Source organism: Hymenobacter metallicola, assembly GCF_004745645.1.
Lineage (GTDB): Bacteria > Bacteroidota > Bacteroidia > Cytophagales > Hymenobacteraceae > Hymenobacter > Hymenobacter metallicola.
Genome location: NZ_SRMB01000003.1, coordinates 694,974 through 716,116, shown reverse-complemented (window position 1 = coordinate 716,116; position 21,143 = coordinate 694,974). Strand labels below are relative to the sequence as shown.

At 58.6% G+C, this 21,143-nt stretch carries 17 protein-coding genes; 9 read left to right on the top strand and 8 right to left on the bottom strand.

All coding sequences use genetic code 11. The features are described 5' to 3' along the window. Positions 1-4 precede the first annotated feature (4 nt). Positions 5-1,498, bottom strand: coding sequence for a hypothetical protein (locus E5K02_RS18255; RefSeq protein WP_135396630.1), 1,494 nt, complete (start codon positions 1,496-1,498; stop codon positions 5-7). A 130-nt stretch (positions 1,499-1,628) separates the two neighbouring features. Next, positions 1,629-2,699 (bottom strand): peptide chain release factor 1, encoded by a 1,071-nt coding sequence (gene prfA / locus E5K02_RS18250; RefSeq protein ID WP_135396629.1) that lies wholly within the window; start codon positions 2,697-2,699, stop codon positions 1,629-1,631. Positions 2,700-3,123: 424 nt separating this feature from the next. Here prfA and thrA point away from each other — a divergent pair, with 424 nt between their 5' ends. The 5 genes from thrA to E5K02_RS18225 all read left to right on the top strand — a co-directional run bounded on the left by thrA (position 3,124) and on the right by E5K02_RS18225 (position 10,153). Next, positions 3,124-5,568, top strand: a complete 2,445-nt coding sequence (gene thrA / locus E5K02_RS18245) for a bifunctional aspartate kinase/homoserine dehydrogenase I (protein ID WP_135396628.1) — start codon at positions 3,124-3,126, stop codon at positions 5,566-5,568. 224 nt (positions 5,569-5,792) lie between these two features. Beyond that, on the top strand, positions 5,793-6,749 hold the full coding sequence (locus tag E5K02_RS18240; protein WP_135396627.1) for a homoserine kinase: 957 nt from the start codon (positions 5,793-5,795) through the stop codon (positions 6,747-6,749). Then, positions 6,736-8,031, top strand: a complete 1,296-nt coding sequence (thrC, locus tag E5K02_RS18235; RefSeq protein ID WP_135396626.1) for a threonine synthase — start codon at positions 6,736-6,738, stop codon at positions 8,029-8,031. Before E5K02_RS18240 ends, thrC begins: the two co-directional genes overlap by 14 nt. 77 nt (positions 8,032-8,108) lie before the next feature. Next, a complete protein-coding gene (locus E5K02_RS18230; protein WP_135396625.1) occupies positions 8,109-8,795 on the top strand; it encodes a c-type heme family protein in 687 nt (228 codons plus the stop codon). Between the two features lie 98 nt (positions 8,796-8,893). Then, positions 8,894-10,153 (top strand): NAD(P)/FAD-dependent oxidoreductase, encoded by a 1,260-nt coding sequence (locus E5K02_RS18225; RefSeq protein ID WP_135396624.1) that lies wholly within the window; start codon positions 8,894-8,896, stop codon positions 10,151-10,153. A 73-nt stretch (positions 10,154-10,226) separates the two neighbouring features. Here E5K02_RS18225 and E5K02_RS18220 read toward each other — a convergent pair whose 3' ends face one another. The 3 genes from E5K02_RS18220 to E5K02_RS18210 form a co-directional block, all read right to left on the bottom strand. Next, a complete protein-coding gene (locus tag E5K02_RS18220) occupies positions 10,227-10,991 on the bottom strand; it encodes an exodeoxyribonuclease III (RefSeq protein ID WP_135396623.1) in 765 nt (254 codons plus the stop codon). A 120-nt stretch (positions 10,992-11,111) separates the two neighbouring features. After that, the gene (locus E5K02_RS18215; RefSeq protein ID WP_135396622.1) at positions 11,112-11,474 is read right to left on the bottom strand and encodes a hypothetical protein; all 363 of its coding nucleotides are present in this window, start codon (positions 11,472-11,474) and stop codon (positions 11,112-11,114) included. Between the two features lie 2 nt (positions 11,475-11,476). Beyond that, positions 11,477-11,854: a carboxymuconolactone decarboxylase family protein gene (locus E5K02_RS18210; protein WP_135396621.1), complete on the bottom strand. Its 378-nt coding sequence runs from the start codon at positions 11,852-11,854 to the stop codon at positions 11,477-11,479. A 184-nt stretch (positions 11,855-12,038) separates the two neighbouring features. Here E5K02_RS18210 and E5K02_RS18205 point away from each other — a divergent pair, with 184 nt between their 5' ends. Beyond that, positions 12,039-12,740, top strand: coding sequence for a ComF family protein (locus E5K02_RS18205; RefSeq protein ID WP_135396620.1), 702 nt, complete (start codon positions 12,039-12,041; stop codon positions 12,738-12,740). A gap of 86 nt (positions 12,741-12,826) precedes the next feature. Here E5K02_RS18205 and E5K02_RS18200 read toward each other — a convergent pair whose 3' ends face one another. Together E5K02_RS18200 and E5K02_RS18195 are read right to left on the bottom strand one after the other, a co-directional pair. Beyond that, a complete protein-coding gene (locus E5K02_RS18200; RefSeq protein WP_206025982.1) occupies positions 12,827-14,092 on the bottom strand; it encodes an SUMF1/EgtB/PvdO family nonheme iron enzyme in 1,266 nt (421 codons plus the stop codon). Positions 14,093-14,160: 68 nt separating this feature from the next. Continuing rightward, positions 14,161-15,234 (bottom strand): PorP/SprF family type IX secretion system membrane protein, encoded by a 1,074-nt coding sequence (locus E5K02_RS18195; protein ID WP_262709863.1) that lies wholly within the window; start codon positions 15,232-15,234, stop codon positions 14,161-14,163. Positions 15,235-15,488: 254 nt separating this feature from the next. On the opposite strand from E5K02_RS18195, the gene E5K02_RS18190 reads away from it, so the two are divergent. From E5K02_RS18190 to E5K02_RS18180, 3 genes are all read left to right on the top strand, one after another. Beyond that, the gene (locus tag E5K02_RS18190) at positions 15,489-18,566 is read left to right on the top strand and encodes an AsmA family protein (protein ID WP_135396618.1); all 3,078 of its coding nucleotides are present in this window, start codon (positions 15,489-15,491) and stop codon (positions 18,564-18,566) included. 116 nt (positions 18,567-18,682) lie between these two features. Then, entirely contained in the window at positions 18,683-19,525 is an 843-nt protein-coding gene (locus tag E5K02_RS18185) for a DUF4382 domain-containing protein (protein ID WP_135396617.1), read from the top strand. A 288-nt stretch (positions 19,526-19,813) separates the two neighbouring features. Further along, positions 19,814-20,416: a DUF4382 domain-containing protein gene (locus E5K02_RS18180; RefSeq protein ID WP_135396616.1), complete on the top strand. Its 603-nt coding sequence runs from the start codon at positions 19,814-19,816 to the stop codon at positions 20,414-20,416. 108 nt (positions 20,417-20,524) lie between these two features. Here the strand turns inward: E5K02_RS18180 and E5K02_RS18175 are convergent, their stop codons facing one another. After that, positions 20,525-21,133, bottom strand: a complete 609-nt coding sequence (locus tag E5K02_RS18175) for a thioredoxin family protein (protein WP_135396615.1) — start codon at positions 21,131-21,133, stop codon at positions 20,525-20,527. Positions 21,134-21,143 lie beyond the last annotated feature (10 nt).

Below are 21,143 nucleotides of genomic sequence, written 5' to 3'. Positions count from 1 at the left end.
GGGACTAACGGTTTTTCCGCTCGTAGGCGCCCGGGTCGGGCGTGGCCGGGTCGCGGGGGCGGTTGAGCAGGTCGGTGGCGACGCCGAAGGGCTTGGCCGTATTGCTCACTGCGGAAAGTGTATCGAGGTTATAATCAATCCGGTCGGTGAACTGGCTGGCGGGGCGCTTGAACTTCGGGTCCACATTGATAAGGTTGCCTAAGGCGCTGCCCGCCAAGTCCGTTTTGTAGCGCTGGGTACGGATTACGTTGTTCTGAATAACCAGCTCACTGTAGTCATTGCTCCCAATCAGCAGCAGCTCATCCGGAATAGAGCCCCAGATAATGGAGTTGCGAATGGCCACGCGCATGGGTAGCGGCCCGGGCACCCGCTTCAGGAGCGTGCGATTATCAAACTCCAACGACTCAGTTTCGCGGCGGAACTGGGGAGTGTAGTTGGCAATGGTGCAGAAGTTGAGGTTGAAGGCCCCGCCGGCCAGGCCCCGGACTGCATACTCCCCGCAGTTGGTAAACAGGCAATTGGTAAGATTAAACTCACCGCCGAAGCTGAACACTCCAGCTCCTTCGTACGCCTGCCCAGCATTGGCGAAGGAGAGGCCCGCCGCGGAAATATTCCGGAATACTGCATTTTCGACCGTTACCCGGGGGCGGGGCTGGTAGTTGCCAGGGTTGTACACCAGCAAGCCAAAGCTTGCGTTTTTGATTTCGGCGTAGCGGACGATGTTGTTGCGGCTGCTTACCGAGTCGAACTGAATGCCGGCCCACTGCCCGGGGATGTCGTTGTAGAACGGCTCCAGCCGGTCGCCGGAGAAGCGCACGATATTCCGGTCGTTGGGTTTCAGCTCGCCGGTCGGTACAAAGTCGGGGTTGACCCGCAACGTACCCTTCACCACAATGCCCGCCCCGGCGTGCACATACACGCGGGCCCCGGCCTCAATCGTTAGCGTGCAGCCAGTGGGCACCAGCACGGAGCCTGGCAGCACGTGGGGCTTGTCGGCGCGCCACACTTCGTTGCAGGCCAGCACGCCGCGGTGGAAAAAAGCATTCTGCCCGTAGGCTACCAGCTCGACCTGCTGGTTATTGCCGTTGGTTTTGAACTGCAGCTGGTCGGTATTGAGGAAAGGCTTGCCCTCGGGCTGGGCCGTGCCGGGCCCGAGCTTGGCCCGCACCAGCACCAGCAGACTGTCTTTGCCCCTGATTTCGACGTTGTTGGCTAGTGGCCCCGCGTCGCCATTCACAATGATGGAGTATTCCGACACGCCTGGATTCAGCACGCTGATCTGCTCTACCTTCACGGCCCGGCTGTTGCGGTTATACACCCACAGGCGCTTGGTAACCGTTCCGACCTGGGCAAAAACCGTATCGAACATCACCGTATCGGTCGAGAAGTCGAGCTTAGCGCTGGGGTCGGTGGTAAACAGGTCTTCCTTCGGCTCGCAGCCCGGCAGCCCGGTAAGCAGGCACGACAAGACAAGCAGACAGGGTAGCAGAAAGCGCATAGAAACGTATCGGTTATAAAGCATTCATCCTGAGCCCGCCCAAGTACCTACCGACTTGTTCTAGCGCGGGTAAGGTCCTTGGCGGGCTCAGGATGACAAACGGATGACAAAGCCGCTTAGTGCGTTGGGCTTACGCGACGCCTTCCTGCAGACGCTCCGCGCTTTCGGCGATACGCAGCTGCTCCACGAAGTCGTCGATGTTGCCTTCCATCACGCTGGCCAGGTTATAGACCGTGTAGCCGATGCGGTGGTCGGTGACGCGGCCCTGGGGGTAGTTGTAGGTACGGATTTTATCCGACCGGTCGCCGCCGCCAATCATGCTCTTGCGCTGGGCGCCTTCGGCTTCGTTCTTCTTGGCCAGCTCGATTTCGTAGAGGCGGGAGCGAAGCACCTGCAAGGCCTTGTCGAAGTTCTTAAGCTGAGACTTCTGGTCCTGGCACTGGGCCACGAGGCCCGTAGGCAAGTGGGTGAGGCGCACGGCCGAGTAGGTCGTGTTTACGGACTGCCCACCGGGGCCCGACGACATAAACAAGTCCTTGCGCACGTCGTTCATGTCGATCTGCACGTCGAGCTCCTCGGCTTCGGGCATTACCACGATGGAAGCCACCGAGGTGTGAATGCGGCCCTGGGTTTCGGTGGCCGGCACCCGCTGCACGCGGTGCACCCCCGATTCGAACTTGAGCTTGCCGTACACGTCCTCGCCCTTCACGGCCAGGATAATTTCCTTGTACCCGCCCGAAGTGCCTTCGGTGGCGTCCACGAGTTCCATCTTCCAGCCCTGGCGTTCGGCAAAGCGCATGTACATGCGCTGCAGGTCGCCGGCGAAGATGGCCGCTTCGTCGCCGCCGGCCCCGGCCCGGATTTCCATGATGATGTCCTTGCTGTCGTTGGGGTCTTTGGGAATCAGCAGGTCTTTGATAACGGCTTCGAGGCGCTCCTGCTCGGGCAGCAGGGTTTCGAGCTCGTCTTTGGCCATCTGGCGGAAGTCTTCGTCTTTCTCGGTGGCAATAACTTCACGGGCACCCTCGATATTGGAGAGCACCTGCTGATAATTCTTGTATTCGGCCACGATTTTGCCGAGGTCCTTAAATTCTTTATTCAAGGTCTTGTAGCGCTTCATGTCGCTCATGGCCTCGGGCTGCATCAGCTGCTCGTTTACGTCTTCGTAGCGCTGGCGAATGGCCTCCAGTTTATCTAGCATCTTGCCTTCAGGAAATTGTATTTGCTTTTGCAAAGGTAAGGAAACAAACACGATGAACCCGGCCCCGCGTTCCGTGTAGCCAATAGATTATAGTGCGGACGCGACATGACCTTGTCTCCTGCTGGTTGCCGGATGGTGAGTTCAGTAAAATTCTGCCGGTAAAGTTGGGCGGGTCAGATAATTCACTACTTTGGGCTCAATATTCAACGCGCCTTATGCTTCAGCACTTCGCTACAGCTGTTTTCTCTTGCGCCCTGCCCGTGATTCCCATAGGTACAGGTATGGTCACAACAACCCGGTAACCGGGCTGCACCTACCTCTTTCTCTCTAGTTTCTTTTTGAGTCGCAGCCCGAGCCGAGGAAATCCCGCAGGATTCCTCTTCGCCCGGGCTTTTTCGTGTGTATTCTTTTCAAGCTACTCGGTATGCAGGTTCTAAAATTCGGGGGTACGTCGGTGGCCAATGCGGCCAACATCACCAAGGTTATTGATATCGTAACAGCGGCAGCCCAGCAGGAAACCACCCTCGTGGTGGTGTCGGCCCTGGGCGGCACCACCGACGCGCTGATTGAGGCCGGCCGCTTGGCTGCTGCCGGCAACGAAGACTACAAGGAGCGCCTGCGCACCCTCGAAAGCCGCCACATGGAAGCCGCCCGGGAGCTGGTGCCCGTCGTGAGCCAGAGCAGCGTGCTAAGCCTGGTGAAGAAGCACTGCAACGAGCTGGAAAGCATCTGCGACGGGGTCTTCCTGCTCGGTGAGCTGAGCGTGCGCACCCTCGACCGGGTGATGAGTTTCGGCGAGCTGCTGTCGTCGCAGCTGGTAGCAGCCAGCTTGAAAGCCCGACAGGTAGTCCACCAGTGGCAAGACAGCCGCCCGCTTATCCGCACCGATTCGCAGTACGGCTTTGCCACCGTCGACTTCGGCGTTACCACTCAGCTTATTAACGACTTTGTGAGCGGGCAGCCCGAATCACTCTACATCGTGCCGGGCTTTATTGCCGCCGATGCCCAGGGTGCTACCACCACGCTGGGCCGGGGCGGCTCCGACTACACCGCCGCTATTTTCGCCGGCGCGCTGGGTGCCAGCCGCCTGGAAATCTGGACCGACGTGAGCGGCATGATGACGGCCGACCCGCGCCTGGTACCGCACGCCCGGCCCATTCCGCGCATTTCCTACCAGGAAGCCATGGAACTGTCGCACTTCGGGGCCAAGGTGCTCTACCCGCCCACCATTCAGCCGGTCATGAGCCAGGGCATTCCGCTCTGGATCAAGAACACCTTCGCCCCTACCGACCACGGCACCCTGGTCGAAGTAAACCCGCCGGCTAGCAACCACATTGTGCGCGGGCTGTCGAGCATCGGGCAGCTGGCCTTGCTCAGCCTCGAAGGCAGTGGCATGGTGGGCATTCCCGGTTTCTCGAAGCGGCTGTTTGAGGCCCTGGCCCGGGAGAAAATCAACGTGATTCTCATCACCCAAAGCTCTTCGGAGCACTCCATCAGCGTGGCCATCAACGCCCGGGATGCCGCCGCGGCCCAACGTTCCGTAGACCAGGAGTTTGCCTACGAAATAGCCGTCGGTAAGGTAGATCCGCTGCACCTGGAAACCGATTTGGCCATTGTGGCCTTGGTAGGTGAGAATATGAAAAACCACACCGGCATCAGCGGCCGCCTGTTTGGGGCTTTGGGCACCAACGGGGTGAATATCCGGGCCATTGCCCAGGGCTCGTCGGAGAAGAACATTTCGACCGTTATTCGGGCCCAGGACGTGAAAAAGGCCATTAACGTGCTGCACGAGTCGTTCTTCGAGGCCACCAGCAAGCAGGTCAACCTATTCGTGGTGGGCGTGGGCAACGTGGGCGGCAAGCTTCTGGAGCAGCTGGACCGCCAGCAGGCCTATTTGCAGGAGAAGCTCAAGCTGAACGTGCGAGTGGTGGGCGTGGCCAACAGCCGCACGTTTGCCTTGCACGAGCAGGGACTGGAGCCGGGCGAGTGGAAACAGGCCCTGGCCGAGGGTGAGCCCCTGCACCTGCCCACGCTGGTCGAGGCCATCCACGCCCGCAACCTGCGCAATGCCGTGTTTGTGGACGTGACGGCCAGCGCCGACGTGGCCCAGGTGTACGGGGCTCTGCTGGAAAAAAGCGTGGCGGTGGTGGCGTGCAACAAGATTGCCTGCGCCTCGGAGTACGTGAACTATGCCCGCCTGAAGTCCTTGGCCCAGGAGTTCAACACCGACTTCCTGTTCGAAACCAACGTGGGCGCCGGCCTGCCCATCATCGGGACGCTAAACGACTTACTGCGCAGCGGCGACGTAGTGAACCGGATTGAGGCCGTATTGTCGGGCACGCTCAACTTCGTGTTTAACCATTACGACGGCAAACGCCCCTTTGCCGAAGTAGTGCGCCAGGCCCAGAAGGAAGGCTACACCGAGCCCGACCCCCGCCTGGATTTGAGCGGCACCGACGTAGCCCGCAAAATCCTGATTCTGGCCCGCGAGTCGGGCGAAACCCTGGAAATGGAGCAGATTCAGAATGTGTCGTTTTTGCCTGAATCGTGTATGGAAGGCGACGTAGAAGAATTCTACGGGCAGCTGGCCGTGCACGAAGACCATTTCCGCAGCCTCTACGAAGCGGCGGCAGCCCAAGGGAAGAAGCTCAAGTTCGTGGCCCGCTACGCCGATGGCAAAGCCAGCGTAGGCTTGCAGTCCATTGCCCCCGGCCACGACTTCTACGCCCTGCACGGTAAAGACAACGCGGTACTGTTCTACACCAACCGCTACCCCGAGCAGCCCATGGTCATCAAGGGCGCCGGGGCCGGGGCCGAGGTAACGGCCTCGGGCGTCTTTGCCGACATCATCCGCACGGCCCGGGGGTAGAGAGGGACGGGTTTTCTTCGTCCGTCATCTTCTTCTGTCTGTGTCATCCTGAACGCAGTGAAGGACCTTAGGGGATACGAACGACTGGCGTGACAACGACTTGTTTCGACGTGATAAGGCCCTTCACTGCGTTCAGGATGACAGAGAAAACAACATCAGCACGCGAGATTCTTGGGCTTCGCTCGGAATGACGTTCTGATCTTCAAAAAAATAAACCTCATACTATGTCACGTTCCATCACCGTACTGGCCCCGGCCACCGTGGCCAATGTCGTCTGCGGCTTCGACGTGCTGGGCTTTGCCCTGGCCACGCCCACCGATACCATGCACCTGCGCCTGACCGACACGCCCGGCGTCTCCATCATCAACGAGGACGACTACAACCTGCCCACCGAGCCCACCCGCAACGTGGCCGGGGCGGCATTGCTGGCCTTACTGCGCGAAGCCCCGGCGGGCACGGGCATCGAGGTCCGGATTCAGAAAAACATCAAGCCCGGCAGTGGCATCGGCAGCAGTGCCGCCAGTGCCGCCGGGGCCGTAGTGGGCGCTAACGAATTGCTGGGCAACCCATTCAGCCAGGAAGACCTCGTGCGCTTTGCCATGTTCGGGGAAGAAGTGGCCTCGGGCGTGCAGCACGCCGACAACATTGCGCCGGCCATTTACGGGGGCGTTACGCTGATTCGGGCTACCGAGCCCAGGCTCGACATCGTGCCCCTGCCCGCCCCCGAGCTCCACGTGACGGTGGTGCATCCCCAGATTGAAATCAAAACCTCCGATGCCCGCCAGATTCTCAAAAAAGAGGTCCTGCTCAAGGACGCCATTCGGCAGTGGGGCAACGTGGGCGGGCTGGTGGCGGGCCTGCTCAAGAGCGACTACGACCTGATTGGCCGCTCCCTGGAAGACGTCATCATCGAGCCCGTGCGCAGCATTCTGATTCCGGGCTTTGCAGCGGTGAAAGAGCAGAGCCGACTGGCCGGGGCCCTGGGCGGCGGTATTTCCGGCTCGGGCCCGTCCATTTTTATGCTGAGCCGCACCGAGGAAACGGCCCAGGCCGTGGCCCGGGCCATGCAGCAGATTTACCAGGATCTGGGCATCGACTTTCATACCTACGTTACCCGCATCAGCCCCGGCGGGGTGCGCGTAGTGCCCACTGAGCAGCTTCACGCCCATGCAGTATTATAGCCTTAAGCACCAGGCCCCCAGCGTCGACTTCCGGGCCGCCACCATTGCCGGCCAGGCCCCCGACGGCGGCTTGTACTTTCCCGAATCCATTCCGAAGTTCTCACCCGAGCTGCTCCGTACCCTCAAAACCCTGCCCAAAGCCGAACTAGCCCTGCAGGTGATGCAGCCCTACGTGGGCGACACGATTCCCACCGCCGAGCTGGCCCGCATCTGCGCCGAAACCGTGGACTTCCCGTTTCCGGTGGTGCCCGTTACGGAGCAGATTGCGGCCCTGGAGCTATTTCACGGCCCCACCTTGGCTTTCAAAGATGTCGGGGCTCGATTTATGAGCCGCTGCCTGGGCTACTTTTCGCGCCACCAAACCCGGAGGGTAACCGTGCTGGTGGCCACTTCGGGCGACACCGGCGGGGCGGTAGCCAACGGCTTTTTGGGCGTGGAAGGCGTGGAGGTAGTGATTCTCTACCCGTCGGGCAAAGTGAGTCCGGTGCAGGAGCGGCAGCTCACGGCCCTGGGCCAGAACATCCGGGCCCTGGAAGTACAGGGCGACTTCGACGACTGCCAGCAGCTTGTCAAGCAGGCCTTTACCGATTCGGCCGTTACCAGCCACCTGACCCTGACGTCGGCCAACTCCATCAACGTGGCCCGTTGGCTGCCCCAGCAACTTTATTACCTCTACGCCTGGCAGCAGTGGCAGCACCCGGAGCCGCCGGTAGTCGCCGTGCCCAGCGGCAACTTCGGCAACCTCTGCGCGGGGTTGTTGGCCTACGTGTCGGGGCTGCCAGTACGGCACTTTGTAGCGGCCTGCAACGCCAACGACGCGGTAGCCACCTACCTGCGTACCGGCGACTTTACCGCCAGAGCCGCCGTTGCTACTCTCTCCAACGCCATGGACGTAGGTAACCCCAGCAATTTCACCCGCATTCTGGAGCTGTTTGCCCAAAACCACACCACCATTAGCCAGCTCATTCACGGCTGCTCGGTGAGCGACCAGACGACCAGCGCCACCATTGAGCAGGTGTACCAGCAAACCGGTTATCTGCTCGACCCGCACGGGGCCGTGGCTTTCCAGGCCCTAAGTGAGTTCCTGCAAACCCGGCCCGAGCAGCACGGGCTGTTTCTGGAAACGGCTCACCCGGTGAAATTTCCCGAGGTAGTCGAGCCGCTGATTGGGCAGGCTATTGCCTTGCCCGACTCGGTGCACGCCCTGATGCAGCAGCCCAAGCGCAGTACCCTGCTGAAGCCGCGCTACGAAGCCTTACGCGAATATTTACTGTCGAGCTAGCGGCCAACTTCCGTTCGTTTACGTTGTTTGCACTACCGACTCCGGCGGCTGCCGGGGCTGCTGTTGTCTTTGTTGCTATGCGCTTCACCTACTCTTTCCTGGCCGGGGGCTTTCTGGCGCTGAATCTGCTGGCAAGCTGCCGGCCCGACCAGATTGAACACATTGAAAACGGGAAGCAGATTGCCACCACCCTGGAAAAGATGGCCGTGAAGCGCATCCTGCCCGCTGATTTTCTGCACGCCACCCGCTGGGCCGGCGACTCGCTCACGGGCCAGGCCGACCGGGAGCTGCGCCGCCTGCTGGCCCAACAGCTGCGTACTGGCGGGGTAGCGGCGGCCCTGCCCTTCTGCCGCCCCGAAGCCTATGCTTCCACCGACTCTTTGGCTCACGTGCTGCAAGCCACTGCCCGCCGCTTATCGGGTCGGCCGCGCAACGTGCACAATCATGCGCCCCTGCCCGGCACCGCCCTACACCCCGACACGGCACGGCTGATTCAGCGCCCCACCGCCGACTTGTTTGTGTACCAGCGGCCCATTCTGCTGGCCGATGCGCAGTGCCTGCGCTGCCACGGGGAAGTTGGCAAGGACATTTCGGCGGCCGACTACGCCTTAATCAAGAAGCAATACCCGCAGGACCAGGCCACCGGCTATAAACTCGGCGACCCGATGGGCGTATGGCGCGTCACATTTACCCGCAATGGCGTGGCCGACTTCTACACCATGAAGACCCGCAAGGTAATGAAGACCCGTAAGCCATTGTTTTAAGCTGCTACCAGCTTAATTATCACTGGATACTTTCCACCTTGGCAATTCTCGCCAGGACTCGGCCTAACCTTCCGCCGGCTCTGGCAGTTCAGCAACGTATGAGCGACTCTACAGCTACTCCCATCATCATCATTGGGGCCGGTATGGCGGGCCTTACCTGCGCCAACTACCTGCACCGCGCAGGTCGGTCTGTGTTGGTTCTTGAAGCCGCTGACGCCGTTGGGGGCCGGGTACGCACCGACGTTACGCCCGAGGGCTTCCGCCTCGACCGGGGCTTTCAGGTACTCCAAACGCGCTACCCGGAAGTGCAGCGCATGCTCGACTACGGCGCCCTGCAGCTGCGGGCTTTCCGTTCCGGAGCCGTTATCCGGCTGGCCAACGGCCGGCAAACCACCCTTGTTAACCCATTAGACCAGCCCCTGGCGGCCTTTTCTGCGCTTACTTCGCCCATTGGTACTCTAGCCGATAAGCTGCGGATTGCGGCCCTGGCGCAGCGGGTGAAAAACAGCGGTAATCAGGAGCTGCTCGACTTTCCTTCCTCAGACACCCTGACGTATCTGCGGCAGAACGGTTGGAGTGAGCAAATCATCGATTCGTTCTTCCGCCCCTTTTTTGGCGGCGTATACCTGGACCGCAGCCTGAGCACGGCCAGCAACTTTTTCGAGTTTGTTTTCAAGCAGTTTGTGGAAGGCGACGCGGCCGTGCCGGCCCTGGGCATGCAGCAGATTCCCGAGCAGCTGGCTACCCGGCTGCCCGCTGGCAGTGTGCGGCTCAATACTAAGGTTGAGGCCACAGAAGGCACCCAGGTGCGACTGACCAGTGGCGAGATTCTAGCAGCCCAAGCCGTAGTAGTGGCCGTCGATGGAGAAGCTGCGGCTCGCCTGTTACCCACCAGCCGCCTGTCGTTCCCTACCGCCTGGCGCCGCACTACTTGTACCTACTTCGCCGCCGACACCCCGCCGGTTAAAGCTGACCAGTTGCTTCGCCTGAATGCCGCTCCCGATTCGCTGGCTCATAACGTGGCCTTCACCAGCGACGTGGCCCCCGAGTACGCGCCCACCGGCCGCATTCTGGTGTCAGTCAGCACGCACGGAAGCCCAATTCTGCCCGAAGCGGACCTTACCGCCCGGTTGCGTGAGGAGCTAGCAGCCTGGTTTGGTCCCGAAGCGCAACGGTGGCAGCACCTGCGTAGCTACCACTTGCCCCAGGCCTTGCCGGTGTACTCAGCCGGTCAGCCGCCGCACCAGCCCTTGCAAGTGGCCGACCGCCTGTACCGCTGCGGCGACTACACAGCCTATCCGTCGCTGAATGCGGCTATGGCCACCGGGCGGGAAGTAGCCGAGGCGCTGCTGGCTTAATTTCTCGGAACATAAAAATACCCGCCCCGCTGGAAACCTAGCGGGGCGGGTATTTTAGGTATAACCCAGCTTCTTAGCTCAGCTCTAACACGGCGGGGCAATGGTCGGAGTGCACCACGTCGGGCAGCAAGCCAGCGTCGGCAATGCGGGGCTGCAACGCTTGGTCGACGAGCAGGTGGTCGAGGCGCCAGCCCACGTTGCGGGCCCGAGCCCCGGCCCGGAAAGTCCACCAAGAGTAGTGACCCGTCGCCGGACCGTGGTGGTGGCGAAATGAATCCGTAAACCCGTCGGCCAGGAAATCGGCAAACCAGGCCCGCTCTTCGGGCGTGAAGCCCGGGCTTTTCTGATTGGCCTTTGGGTTGTGCAGGTCAATATCCGTCTGGCAGCAGTTGTAGTCGCCCCCAATGACCAAGGGCGGCACCTGCCCTTTGATTTCCTGCACGTAGCGGCGGAAGAAGTGCAGCCATTCAACTTTGAAGGCTTGGCGTTCCTCGCTGCTGGTGCCCGAAGGCATATACACGTTCAGGACCGAGCAGTCGGCAAAATCCAGGCGTAGCACCCGTCCCTCCAAGTCGTAGCACTCCTGCCCGCAGCCGTATTCCACGTGCAGGGGCGGAACCTTCGTGAAGGTAGCCACCCCACTGTAGCCCGGTTTCTGAGCTGGATACAGGTAAGCCTTGTAGCCCAGGTCCTCAAACCCGGATACATCCAACGGTGCCGTTCCGGCCTTGATTTCCTGGAGGCACAGCACATCCGGGTCGGCTTGCTTTACCCAGTCGAGCAACCCTTTGCTCAACGCGGAGCGGTAGCCATTCACGTTGTAGGTTATGATTTTCACAGTGCTGAAAACAGTAAGGCAGCGGGACCGATATTCCGACCCCGGGCTGCTGAAGAAAGAAGGTGCCGACTTGTTAGTTGAGTCATGCGTACTTGGTCTTGCAGACAAAGCCGCGCCGGTTTACTCCTTCATGAACGCCTCAAAGTATTCCAAAATGTGCCACTTCAGCATGCGCTCCTGCTCTTTCAGATTGGCAAACGGCACGGGCTTTACGAGGGTATAATGGGGCCAGCCCTCCTCATCCACATGGTCTAGCGCATAGTGCCCCGACAGGCTAAACAGCCGGCAGGTAGCAATGTGCATCAGGTCTTGTTTCTGCTCTTTGGTAAACGGCCCGGCGCCCTGGCCCAGTTCCTGCACTCCAATCAGCAGCAGCAGCGCGTTCAGGTCAGGCTTTTTGCCAAACCGGGCGCGCATCTCATTCATCAGTTCCCACCAACGGGCCTCAAACTGCGCTTCCGTTTCGTCGACGTGCAGGGGCATGGCTACGCGTCGTGGTGGTGAGGCGGGGCTACGGGAGTAGCTTCTTCTTTCAGAATTTCCCAGTACTCGACAGCCCGGCGGAAGTGCGGAATCACGATGCTGCCCCCGATGAGGTTGGCAATAGCAAACACCTCGTAGATTTCCTCGTCAGAAAGGCCTTCCTCGTGGCACTTGCCCAAATGGTACTTGATGCAGTCGTCGCAGCGCAGTACCATAGAGCAGGCCAGGCCCAGCATTTCCTTGGTTTTCACGTCCAGCGCGCCGGCCTGGTAGGTGTTGGTGTCGAGGTTGAAAAAGCGCTTGATGACTTTGTTGTCAGCCGCCATGATCTTTTCATTCATGCGCTGGCGGTATTCATTAAACTCAGAGACTTGGCTCATGGTAGCAGAGGTGTAGTTCGGACTCTAAACACGAAAGTAGGCACAAAAGTCACCTTCCTGCGTGGCAGTTCTCTCTCTGCCGACGTATCGTTTTCACTTCGTGGTTTTTGTAGAAGCGATACTAACCGAAATTTGTATTTTCCGGGCGCTATAGCTTGCTCTGTCACTACGTCTTATCCGCTCTATGTTACCCGCTTTCATCACCGACTTTGTCGGCCTTATTTTCCCGCAAACCTGTTTGGCCTGCGCCGACTCGCTGGCCCGGGGCGAAGAGCATATCTGCACTGCTTGCCGGGCCCAGCTTCCGTATACCGATTACCACAAGCTGGCTGAAAAAGAGAACCCGCTGGCTCGCCGCTTCTGGGGCAAGGTGCCAGTACAGCACACCTTAAGTTATCTGCGCTTTCTGCGCCACGGTCGGGTACAGCACTTGCTCCACCAGCTCAAGTATCAAGGCCAACGTGAAGTAGGCCAGGTGCTCGGCCACTGGTATGGCCTGGAACTGTCTCAGCAAGGGCTTCAAAACGATTTCGACCTCATTGCACCAGTACCCCTGCATCCGCGCAAGCTCGCCAAACGCGGCTTCAACCAGTCGGATTGCTTTGCCGAAGGCTTGGCCCAAGGCCTGAACTTACCCTGGGACCCCAGCATTCTGCGCCGCAACGAGCACACCGATTCCCAAACCAAAAAGAACCGTACGCAGCGCTGGCAAAACGTCGCTACGGTATTCGAAGTAGCCCATCCAGCCACCGTGGCTGGTAAGCGAATTCTGGTGGTAGACGATGTGCTAACGACTGGCGCAACTTTGGAGGCATGTGCCCTTGTATTGCTTGCTGCCGGCTGCCAACACGTGAGTATTGCCACCATTGCCTGCGCCGAGCAATAGCTGGCCTAGCTCAAGAAGTCTATAAAACATACAGGCCCCAGTCTTCGGGAAGACTGGGGCCTGTATGTTCAGTAAAGTGGATCAGCTTACTTGTTCGAGCCAGCGTTGATCATGGCGCAGCGGAAACCGATAGCAGCCGTCGCAGAGTCTTCGGCCATGAAGCGACGCGTACCGGGCGACAGCCAGTAGGCGACGTCTTTCCACGAACCGCCTTTGTAGACCCGTACGTGGTCGTCGATCAGCGACTGGTAGTTCTTCTTGTCGTACTTCTCGGAGGGGTCCAGGAAGCCGTTACGACGGAAGGGGTTCAGATCCTCCACATCCTCGAAAGAGAGCGGACGGTAGATGTCCTGTACCCATTCGTTTACGTTGCCCGACATGTTGTACAGGCCGTAATCGTTTGGTGGGTAGGCATACACATACTCAGTAATCATGGCACCGTCGTTCAGGCTACCAGCAATACCGGCGTAGTCACCACGGCCGCGCTTGAAGTTGGCCAGGAACGAGCCCATGCTCTTGCCATAGGGGTTCCGCACTTGACGACCATCCCAAGGATAGATACGCTTGTTCTCCTGGTTTTCATTGCCTACTTCCTGGGTACCGATCAGAGCCTGAGCGGCGTACTCCCACTCGGCTTCGGTGGGCAGACGGTAGTTGGGCAAGGTATTGCCGTTCTCGATGGATATTTTTACGCCACCTCCACCAGTGTCCGTGCCTTCAGCAGCATCACCGCCGGCATCTTTGTTTTTACGACCAAACAGGCCACCTTTCTTTTTAGGAGCTTCTTCGCTGCCCTCACCTGCGTCCATGGCCAGACGCTCGTTTACCTTAGCTGTACGCCAGGTGCAGTAGTCGTTGGCCTGCAGCCAGCTTACACCTACCACCGGGAAATATCGGAAGCCGGGGTAACGCAGGTAATAGTCTACGTAAGGGTCGTTGAACGACAGCTCCCGGGCCCACACCGTTGTGTCGGGCAGTGCACGCTGATAAATTTCCTCCGACGAGTCCTTGCGCACGAAGTGCAGATACTCCAACCAGTGGATGTTGGCCACTTCGGCTTCGTCCATGTAGAAAGAGGCAATCGTGACAGTCCGCTCGATGTTGTCGTGCGACATGGTTACGTCCTCTTCCTGGGTACCCAGTACAGTACGGCCACCTTCGATAAACACCAAACCCGGACCCTCAGGAATGCCCTGATAGTCGGCTACTTTCATGCCTTCCTCGGTATTGTACTCAATGCCCGTCGTCGAGCTGTACTTACCGGGTTTGGTAGCTGTGGGCGGCCCACCCTTACAGGAAGCCAGCGCGCAGGCTCCTACGACCGCAAAACGCAGGTACTTGGAAAAATTCATGATCAAGTTGAAACTACCTGAGAGAAAATGATTTAGGAAAGGCAATTCGGATGCAATAATACGAAATTTTAGAACGCTGGGCAAGGAATTGACGGGTAATTACGCCGTTTCAACCGGCGCCAAGCCGCTTCCAGCGAATCGAAATTTCGCAGACTCAGGGAAAGCTCGTGTGCTCCACCCAAGTCGGCACTCAAGGAACTCAAGCTCGCGTCGTAGCTATAACCGAGCCGAAATGCCCCTACGCTCAGGCCGGCAATAGCCGTCAGGATCTGCTGGGGGCTGGCTGAGCCCGGCATAGCAATGCCCCGATACACCAATCCCAGCGTAATGGGCGTCACGACGGCGTATAGCCCAGCCTCGGCCCGCTGGCTACCGCCCTGACGGGTATAGCTCACGGTAGGGGCCAAACTTATTTCGCGGTACTGCTGCTTGGCAGTGCTGCGCACGAAGAAATGTTTGTACCCCCCGTTTAAGTTCAATCGTAGGGGCAGTTTTGTTTGGCGTTGAAACCCGAGGTCGGGCTGGTTGAGATGATGCCCTGCCACTCCCAGCCAAAACCGGTCAGAGTACAATAAGAGTCCGGTGCCCAGGGTGAGGTAGCTGACTGGGTTATAGTCGAGCGTTTCGCGGGTGCCGCCCTGCACATTGCCAGTCGCGTCAAGCTGGTCGCCGAAGACGAGGTTGTCGTAGCTGATACGCTGGTTGCCATAACTGACCTGAGCCCCGCCGCTGAAGCTCAGCTGGGGCGTGAGGCGGGCGTGGTAGGCATACGTACCGCCGGCTTCAAGGCGGGTGTAGCCAATCTGGCCGGTCCGGTCGACGTTCAGCAGCACCCCAACGGCGCTGGTCTGACTGGTGAAGCGGTAGTCGGCCGCCAACTGGCTGGTTTGAAAAGTACCGGCCAATGTTGGGAACTGGTTGCGGTAGCTAAGCGTGATGCTGTAGTCGTCGAGTAGCCCGGTAAACGCCGGATTGGTATGCATTCGGGTTGCATAGGGCTGGGCAAAATATAAATCCTGACTCTGGACCATGCTACAGCTAGCTATACTCACGCCAGCCGTCAGCACCGACCGGGCAGCCAGCAACTGCCACCGCCGCTGGCAGCACGCAACCCGAGCAGAAGAAACACGACCGGTACCCATAAGCAATTTCTCCAACGCGTTTCGTACCTGTTTTCGTACGTGCCCTGCTTTGCAATGCGGAACTAAAATGCAAAAATCATCCATTTTTTAGCGGGGGCTACTACCTCCCGAAGCTGCTGCCGGCCCGGAATGCACTTTATACTACATCTAGCGGCCACAGGATCGGGCTTCCGGAAAGTTCTGCACTACTTTTGTCAATAGCTGAGTATACTGCGGCTTCGCTTCGACTACAATCTGGTTTTTCTCTGACTCGTATGCGCAAATTCTTTTTAGGCTTACTGATCTTTCTGGTCGTGCTGGTAGCAGCAGTAGCCCTGACGCCTATCTTATTTAAAGATAAAATCAAGCAGGCCCTCGACAAGCAGCTGGCCCAGCGGGTACATGCCAAAGTGGAATATGACCCGGGCAACGTTAGCCTGAGCTTGCTGAGCACGTTTCCGGACCTAGCCCTGAGTATCGACCAGCTGCGGGTGATTGGCAAAGACTCGTTTGCCCGCGACACGCTGGCCTACCTGCCCTCCTTCCGGCTGGGCATGGACCTGATGAGCGTGGTGCGGGGCAGCCAGATCAAGATCAAATCGATTGAACTCGACCAGCCCGCTATCAGCGCCAAAGTACTGAAAAGTGGCCGGGCCAACTGGGATATCATGATTTCGGACTCGGCGGCAGCAGCCCAGGGTCAGGATACGACGCAGGTACGCCTGGCCATCCAGGGCTGGCAGGTGAACGACGGGCACCTGCGCTACGAGGACCGCACCATCCCATTCAGCATGGAGATGCGGGGCCTGAACCATACCGGCTCGGGCGACTTTGCCAGCAATATTTTCGACATGGTAAGCCAAACGACAGCCGACCAGTTGTCGATGACCTATGCCGGCACCGAATACATTTCGAAGAAGAAGCTGACGGCCGACGTGACCATGGCCATGGACCTGGGCAAGATGCTGTTCACCTTCAAGGACAACAAGGTGCAGCTCAACGATTTTCCGGCTTCTTTTCAGGGCAGCATCGGCCTGCCTAACGCCACCGATATTACCTACGACCTGACCTTCAAGGCCTTGGAAACCGACTTCAAAAATATTCTGAGTCTGGTGCCGGGGGTGTATACCGAGCAGTTTAAGAACGTCGAGGCCGGCGGCAAAGTAGCTTTCGACGGCTACTTCAAAGGGGTGCAGAACGAAGTGAAGATGCCGGGCTACGGCGTGAACCTGCAAATCAAAAACGGCATGTTTCACTACCCGCAGCTGCCCCAGGCGGCCCGCAACATCAACGTGGACATGAACGTGGATAACCCTTCCGGCTTCACCAACAACGTGAAAGTGAACGTGAAGCAGTTCCACCTCGACCTGGGCAAAAACCCGGTGGATGGCAATGTCATTGTGGACGGACTGGAGCCAATGAAAATTGACGGCCGCGTGAAAGCCAACGTCGACCTGGCCGAAATGATGAAAGTGTACCCCGTGCCGGACATGACCCTGCGCGGGCAGCTCTTCGTGGATGCTACCGGCAAGGGCACCTATTCTAAGACCCAGATGCCGGTGGTAAATGCCAAGATGAACCTGACCAACGGGTATGTAAAGAGCAAGCAGTTTCCGGCTCCTATCGAAAACCTGACCTTGAACGGCACGGTGATGAATGCTACGGGCCAGGTGAACGACACCCGCATCGACATTCCGCAGTTTCGGATGCTGCTCGACGGCGAACCGCTGGAAGGTCGCGTCGCCGCTCAGAATATCGACAAGCCCATCTTCGATGCCGATATCAAAGGCATCGTAGACTTAACCAAGCTGACCAAGATTTTCCCCCTGGAAGGCATGACCGTAACGGGGCGCTTGAACGGCAACGTAGCGGCTAAAGGCAAGATGGCTGATATCGAAGCCGGCCGGTACCAGAGCGTGGTAGCCTCGGGCACGGTGAATGCTCAGAACGTGACTTACAAGAGCAAGGACCTACCCCAGGGCGTGAAGGTGACCAAAGCCACGGCCACGTTCAACAACGACCAGATTGTGCTGCGCGACATGACGGGCTTTGTGGGCTCGTCGGATATTGCCGCCTCGGGCACGATTTCCAACTACATGGGTTATCTGTTTACGCCCGGCCAGAGCCTGCGGGGCACCCTCAACGTGGACTCGCGCCGCTTCAACGTAAACGAGTGGATGGTCGACAACGTGAGTGGGCAGCCCAGCGCCGGCGCTACCACGGCCGCCAAGGCACCAGCCACCCCAACTCAGGCCGATGGCATACTGGAGATTCCCAAATTCTTCGACCTGACCCTGAACGCCAATGTGGGCCAAGTAGTATACGACAACCTCAAGCTCGACAATATGAAGGGCGCCCTGGCCGTGCGCGACCAGGCCGTCAACCTCAATGGCCTGACCTTTACTACGCTGGGCGGCAACTTTGCCACTACCGGCAGCTATACCAGCAAGGACCTGGCCCACCCCAAGTTCAACCTGGGCCTCAACATCAAGAACCTGGATTTCCAGAACGCCTTTACGGCCTTCAACTCGGTGAAAAAGCTCGTGCCCCTGGCCTCTCAGGTAGAAGGTATCTTCTCCACCAACTTCAACGTCAGCGGGGAAATGGGCCAGGATATGATGCCCGTGTACAGCACACTCACGGGCAAGGGCCTGTTTGAAGTAGTTCGGGCCGCCGTGGGGGCCTCGCCGGTGCTGAGCAAAATCAGCTCCCTGACCCAGCTGCAGGAGCTCAAGAGCTTTGCCGTCAACAACAAGGACGTGGCGGCCGAGCTGATCAACGGCAACTTTATCGTGAAGCCCTTTGACTTTACCGTGGGCCAGATCAAGAGCACTTTGGGCGGTTCTTCTAACATCGGCGGAGCCCTGGAATACGTCATGGCCCTCGACGTGCCGACTGGCAAAGTGGGCAACGCCCTGAATGCCAAGCTCACCCAGCTGACCGGCGTACAAGACATCAAAGGGACGGAGCGCGTGACGCTGGGCCTGAAAATCGGGGGGACGGTAGCCGCTCCCCAAGTGGCTCTAACTACGGGCAGCGTAAAAACCCAAGCCAAGGACGTAGCCAAAAGCCTCGTCCAGAGTGTGGTGCAAAGCAAGGTGGATGATGCCAAGCTTAAGTTGGCGGCTCGTACTCAGGTAGCCCAGGATAGCGCCCGGAAGGAACTGGACCGCAAGCGCCTGGAGCTGGAAGACAAAGCTCGTCAGGAACTGGAAAAGAAACGCCTGGAAGCTCAGGCCAAGCTGAAAAACCAAGCGGCCCAGTCGCTGGGCAACCTGTTTGGCAAGCCTAAGAAACCAGCCACGAAGGCACCAGACCCAGCCCCGGGAGATAGTACAAAATCAGGGGAATAGGAGTTTGAGAAGGAGAGCGGTAGTCTATTGGACTGATTATTGTCTGAAACGAAGAACCAGGGTAGTTGTACAAACGACCCACCACCGCTCTTTTTTCCACACTCTCTTTTTCCCGCATGAAATTCCAACCACTCCTCTCTCTGGCCGTGTTGGCTGGCCTGGCCCTGACCGGCTGCTCGAAAGACAACGACTCTGCGCAAAACTCGGCGAAACTGGAAGTGCGGCTCACTGATGCCCCTGGCGACTTTAGCCGTGTTAATCTGGACGTGCAGAAAATTGAAGTTCACCTGCGCGACGAAAGTGACCCGGCCGGCTGGGAAGTGTTGCCGTTCACCCCGCAGGCCATCAATGTGCTGGAGTATGTAAATGGCCGCTCGGCGTTGCTGGTCAGCACTGACTTTGCCCCCGGCGACCTTAAGGAAATCCGGCTGATTTTGGGCCCCAACAATACGGTGACGACTACCAACGGGGAAGTATACACCCTCAAAACGCCCAGCGGCCAGACCTCGGGCGTGAAACTGAAGCTCGACAAAGTTACGCTCCGCCAGGGGGAGTCGTTCCAGCTGCTACTCGACTTTGACGTGGCTAAATCCATTGTGGAGCGGGGCAACTGGAAGCCCGGCAACGATAAGAAGGAGCGCTACCTGCTGAAGCCCGTGGTGCGGCTACTGGCCCAGGAGGTAGCCGGTAGCATTTACGGGCAGATTACGCCCGCGGCGGCCTTGCCCCAAGTGCTGGCTATCCGCTCGTCGCTCACCCCTGCTGATACCTTCAGCACCGCCGCTGATGCAACCGGGGCTTTCCGCTTTTTGGCTCTGCCCTCGGGTACTTACCGGGTCGAGTTTTACCCTACCGCTACCGCCCCGGCCAACCAGCCCGCTTACCGCGCTGTTACCCAAACCGGAGTTATCGTGGTAAACAACCAAGCCACCAATCTAGGACAGGTCAAGCTTAATTAAGCTGCCTGTTCATCTAACAAAAAGCCCCGACGGTCGACCGTCGGGGCTTTTGCTTTATACATGTTGGCCGGAATCGGGGCGGCATTCGGCCTTTGCCTCTCTGCAAGCCATAGCAAAGGTACCCTTTCCCAAAAAGGGAATTTCTATCAAGGGGAACAGGCTATTGTTATATCATTAAGAAACAGTACAATACAAAAATATTTCCGTGTCACTATACGGATAATCCGCTGGTAATTTTCTAGGTTTGAACCGCTAAACTTTTACCTACTTCATTCCGCCACCGTTTGTATGAAAACTCACCTACTCTGCACTGGGCTGCTCGCAGCCGTTTTATTAACCGGCTGCGAGGATGCTATGCAGGACGCGGCCGTTCAGCCACAGGCCTCCACTACTGCGGCTAAGCAAGATCCTAATGCCTACCAAGCGGTAAACATCGATTTGGTGGCCGTAGAAGTAAGCCAGGACACGGACGAAAACACCAGCAGCTGGAGCACGTTGCCTGGGGTGCAGCCCGGGCTGCGCAACCTGCTGACCACGACCAGCTCTGCTTCACCTTTGTTTACCAGCGCAGCCTTTGAAGGCGGCACAATCAAGCAGCTACGCCTCATTCTGGGTGAAAACAGCACGATCCGCCTGGCCAATGGCACCACTGTACCCCTGGAAACTCCCAGCGGCCAAACGTCGGGGTTGAAACTGAAAGTAAATGCCACGGTAACGGCTGGGGTAAAATATGCCGTTCTGGCTATTATCAACCCCAACAAGCAGGTAGTAGCCCGGGGTAACGGCCGCTACAACCTGAAGCCTGTACTAGACGGCAATATCGTGCAGGGCAGCAACGGCAGCGAATCGGAGCTGCGGGCGTCCCTCAGCAATCAGTCGGAGCAGCGCTAAGCCAGTGCTGTAGTTCAACGTTGCTCTGCGGACCTTTCTACAGAGCACACCGCGTAAAAAAAGCCCTGTTCCGCAATGGACAGGGCTTTTTTATGCAGCAGGACCTACTTACTGCAGGCTTCGGAGCAGTGTTAGTAGCTCCGCTTGGGTGCTTTGGGTTTTATCTTTGGCATACCACCCGTGCAGCTGGGTGCTAAATTCCTCAAACGGCAGGTTTTGGCTTTTCAACTCCAGAAACATCTGCTGAGCCGTATGGGGCCGGGGTCCCCACTGCCCCACTTCCGTCAGGGTTGCCGCATCGAGCACCACCAGCTTCGGAATGGAGCGGCCGCCGTTGGTCAGGTACTGATCCATCAGGTCCAGGTTTTCATCCCGCAGCAGGTAGTGCGTAGTTATTTTTCCGGCGGAGGCCTGGGCCGTGGCTTCCAGAACGGGCACAATCTGCGCAGCGTCGCCGCACCAGCCTTCCGTAATGATGAGCCAGATGTAGGGTTTGGTCAGAGCGGCCAAGGCCTCGCTTAGCTCGGGCAGCAAGTGCACGGTTTTGTCGAGGCGGCTCATCCGCTGCACATTCAGGCGGGTGTAGTTGGTGAGCAGTTCCGACTGCTGAGGGCCGGTGGTTTTACCATCCGCCTGCAGCACATCAATCAGCTGACGGTAAGCGGCATAGGAATAGCTGGCGGCAAGGCGCTCAGCACTCAGAACTGGAGTAGCCATATTCGAAAGA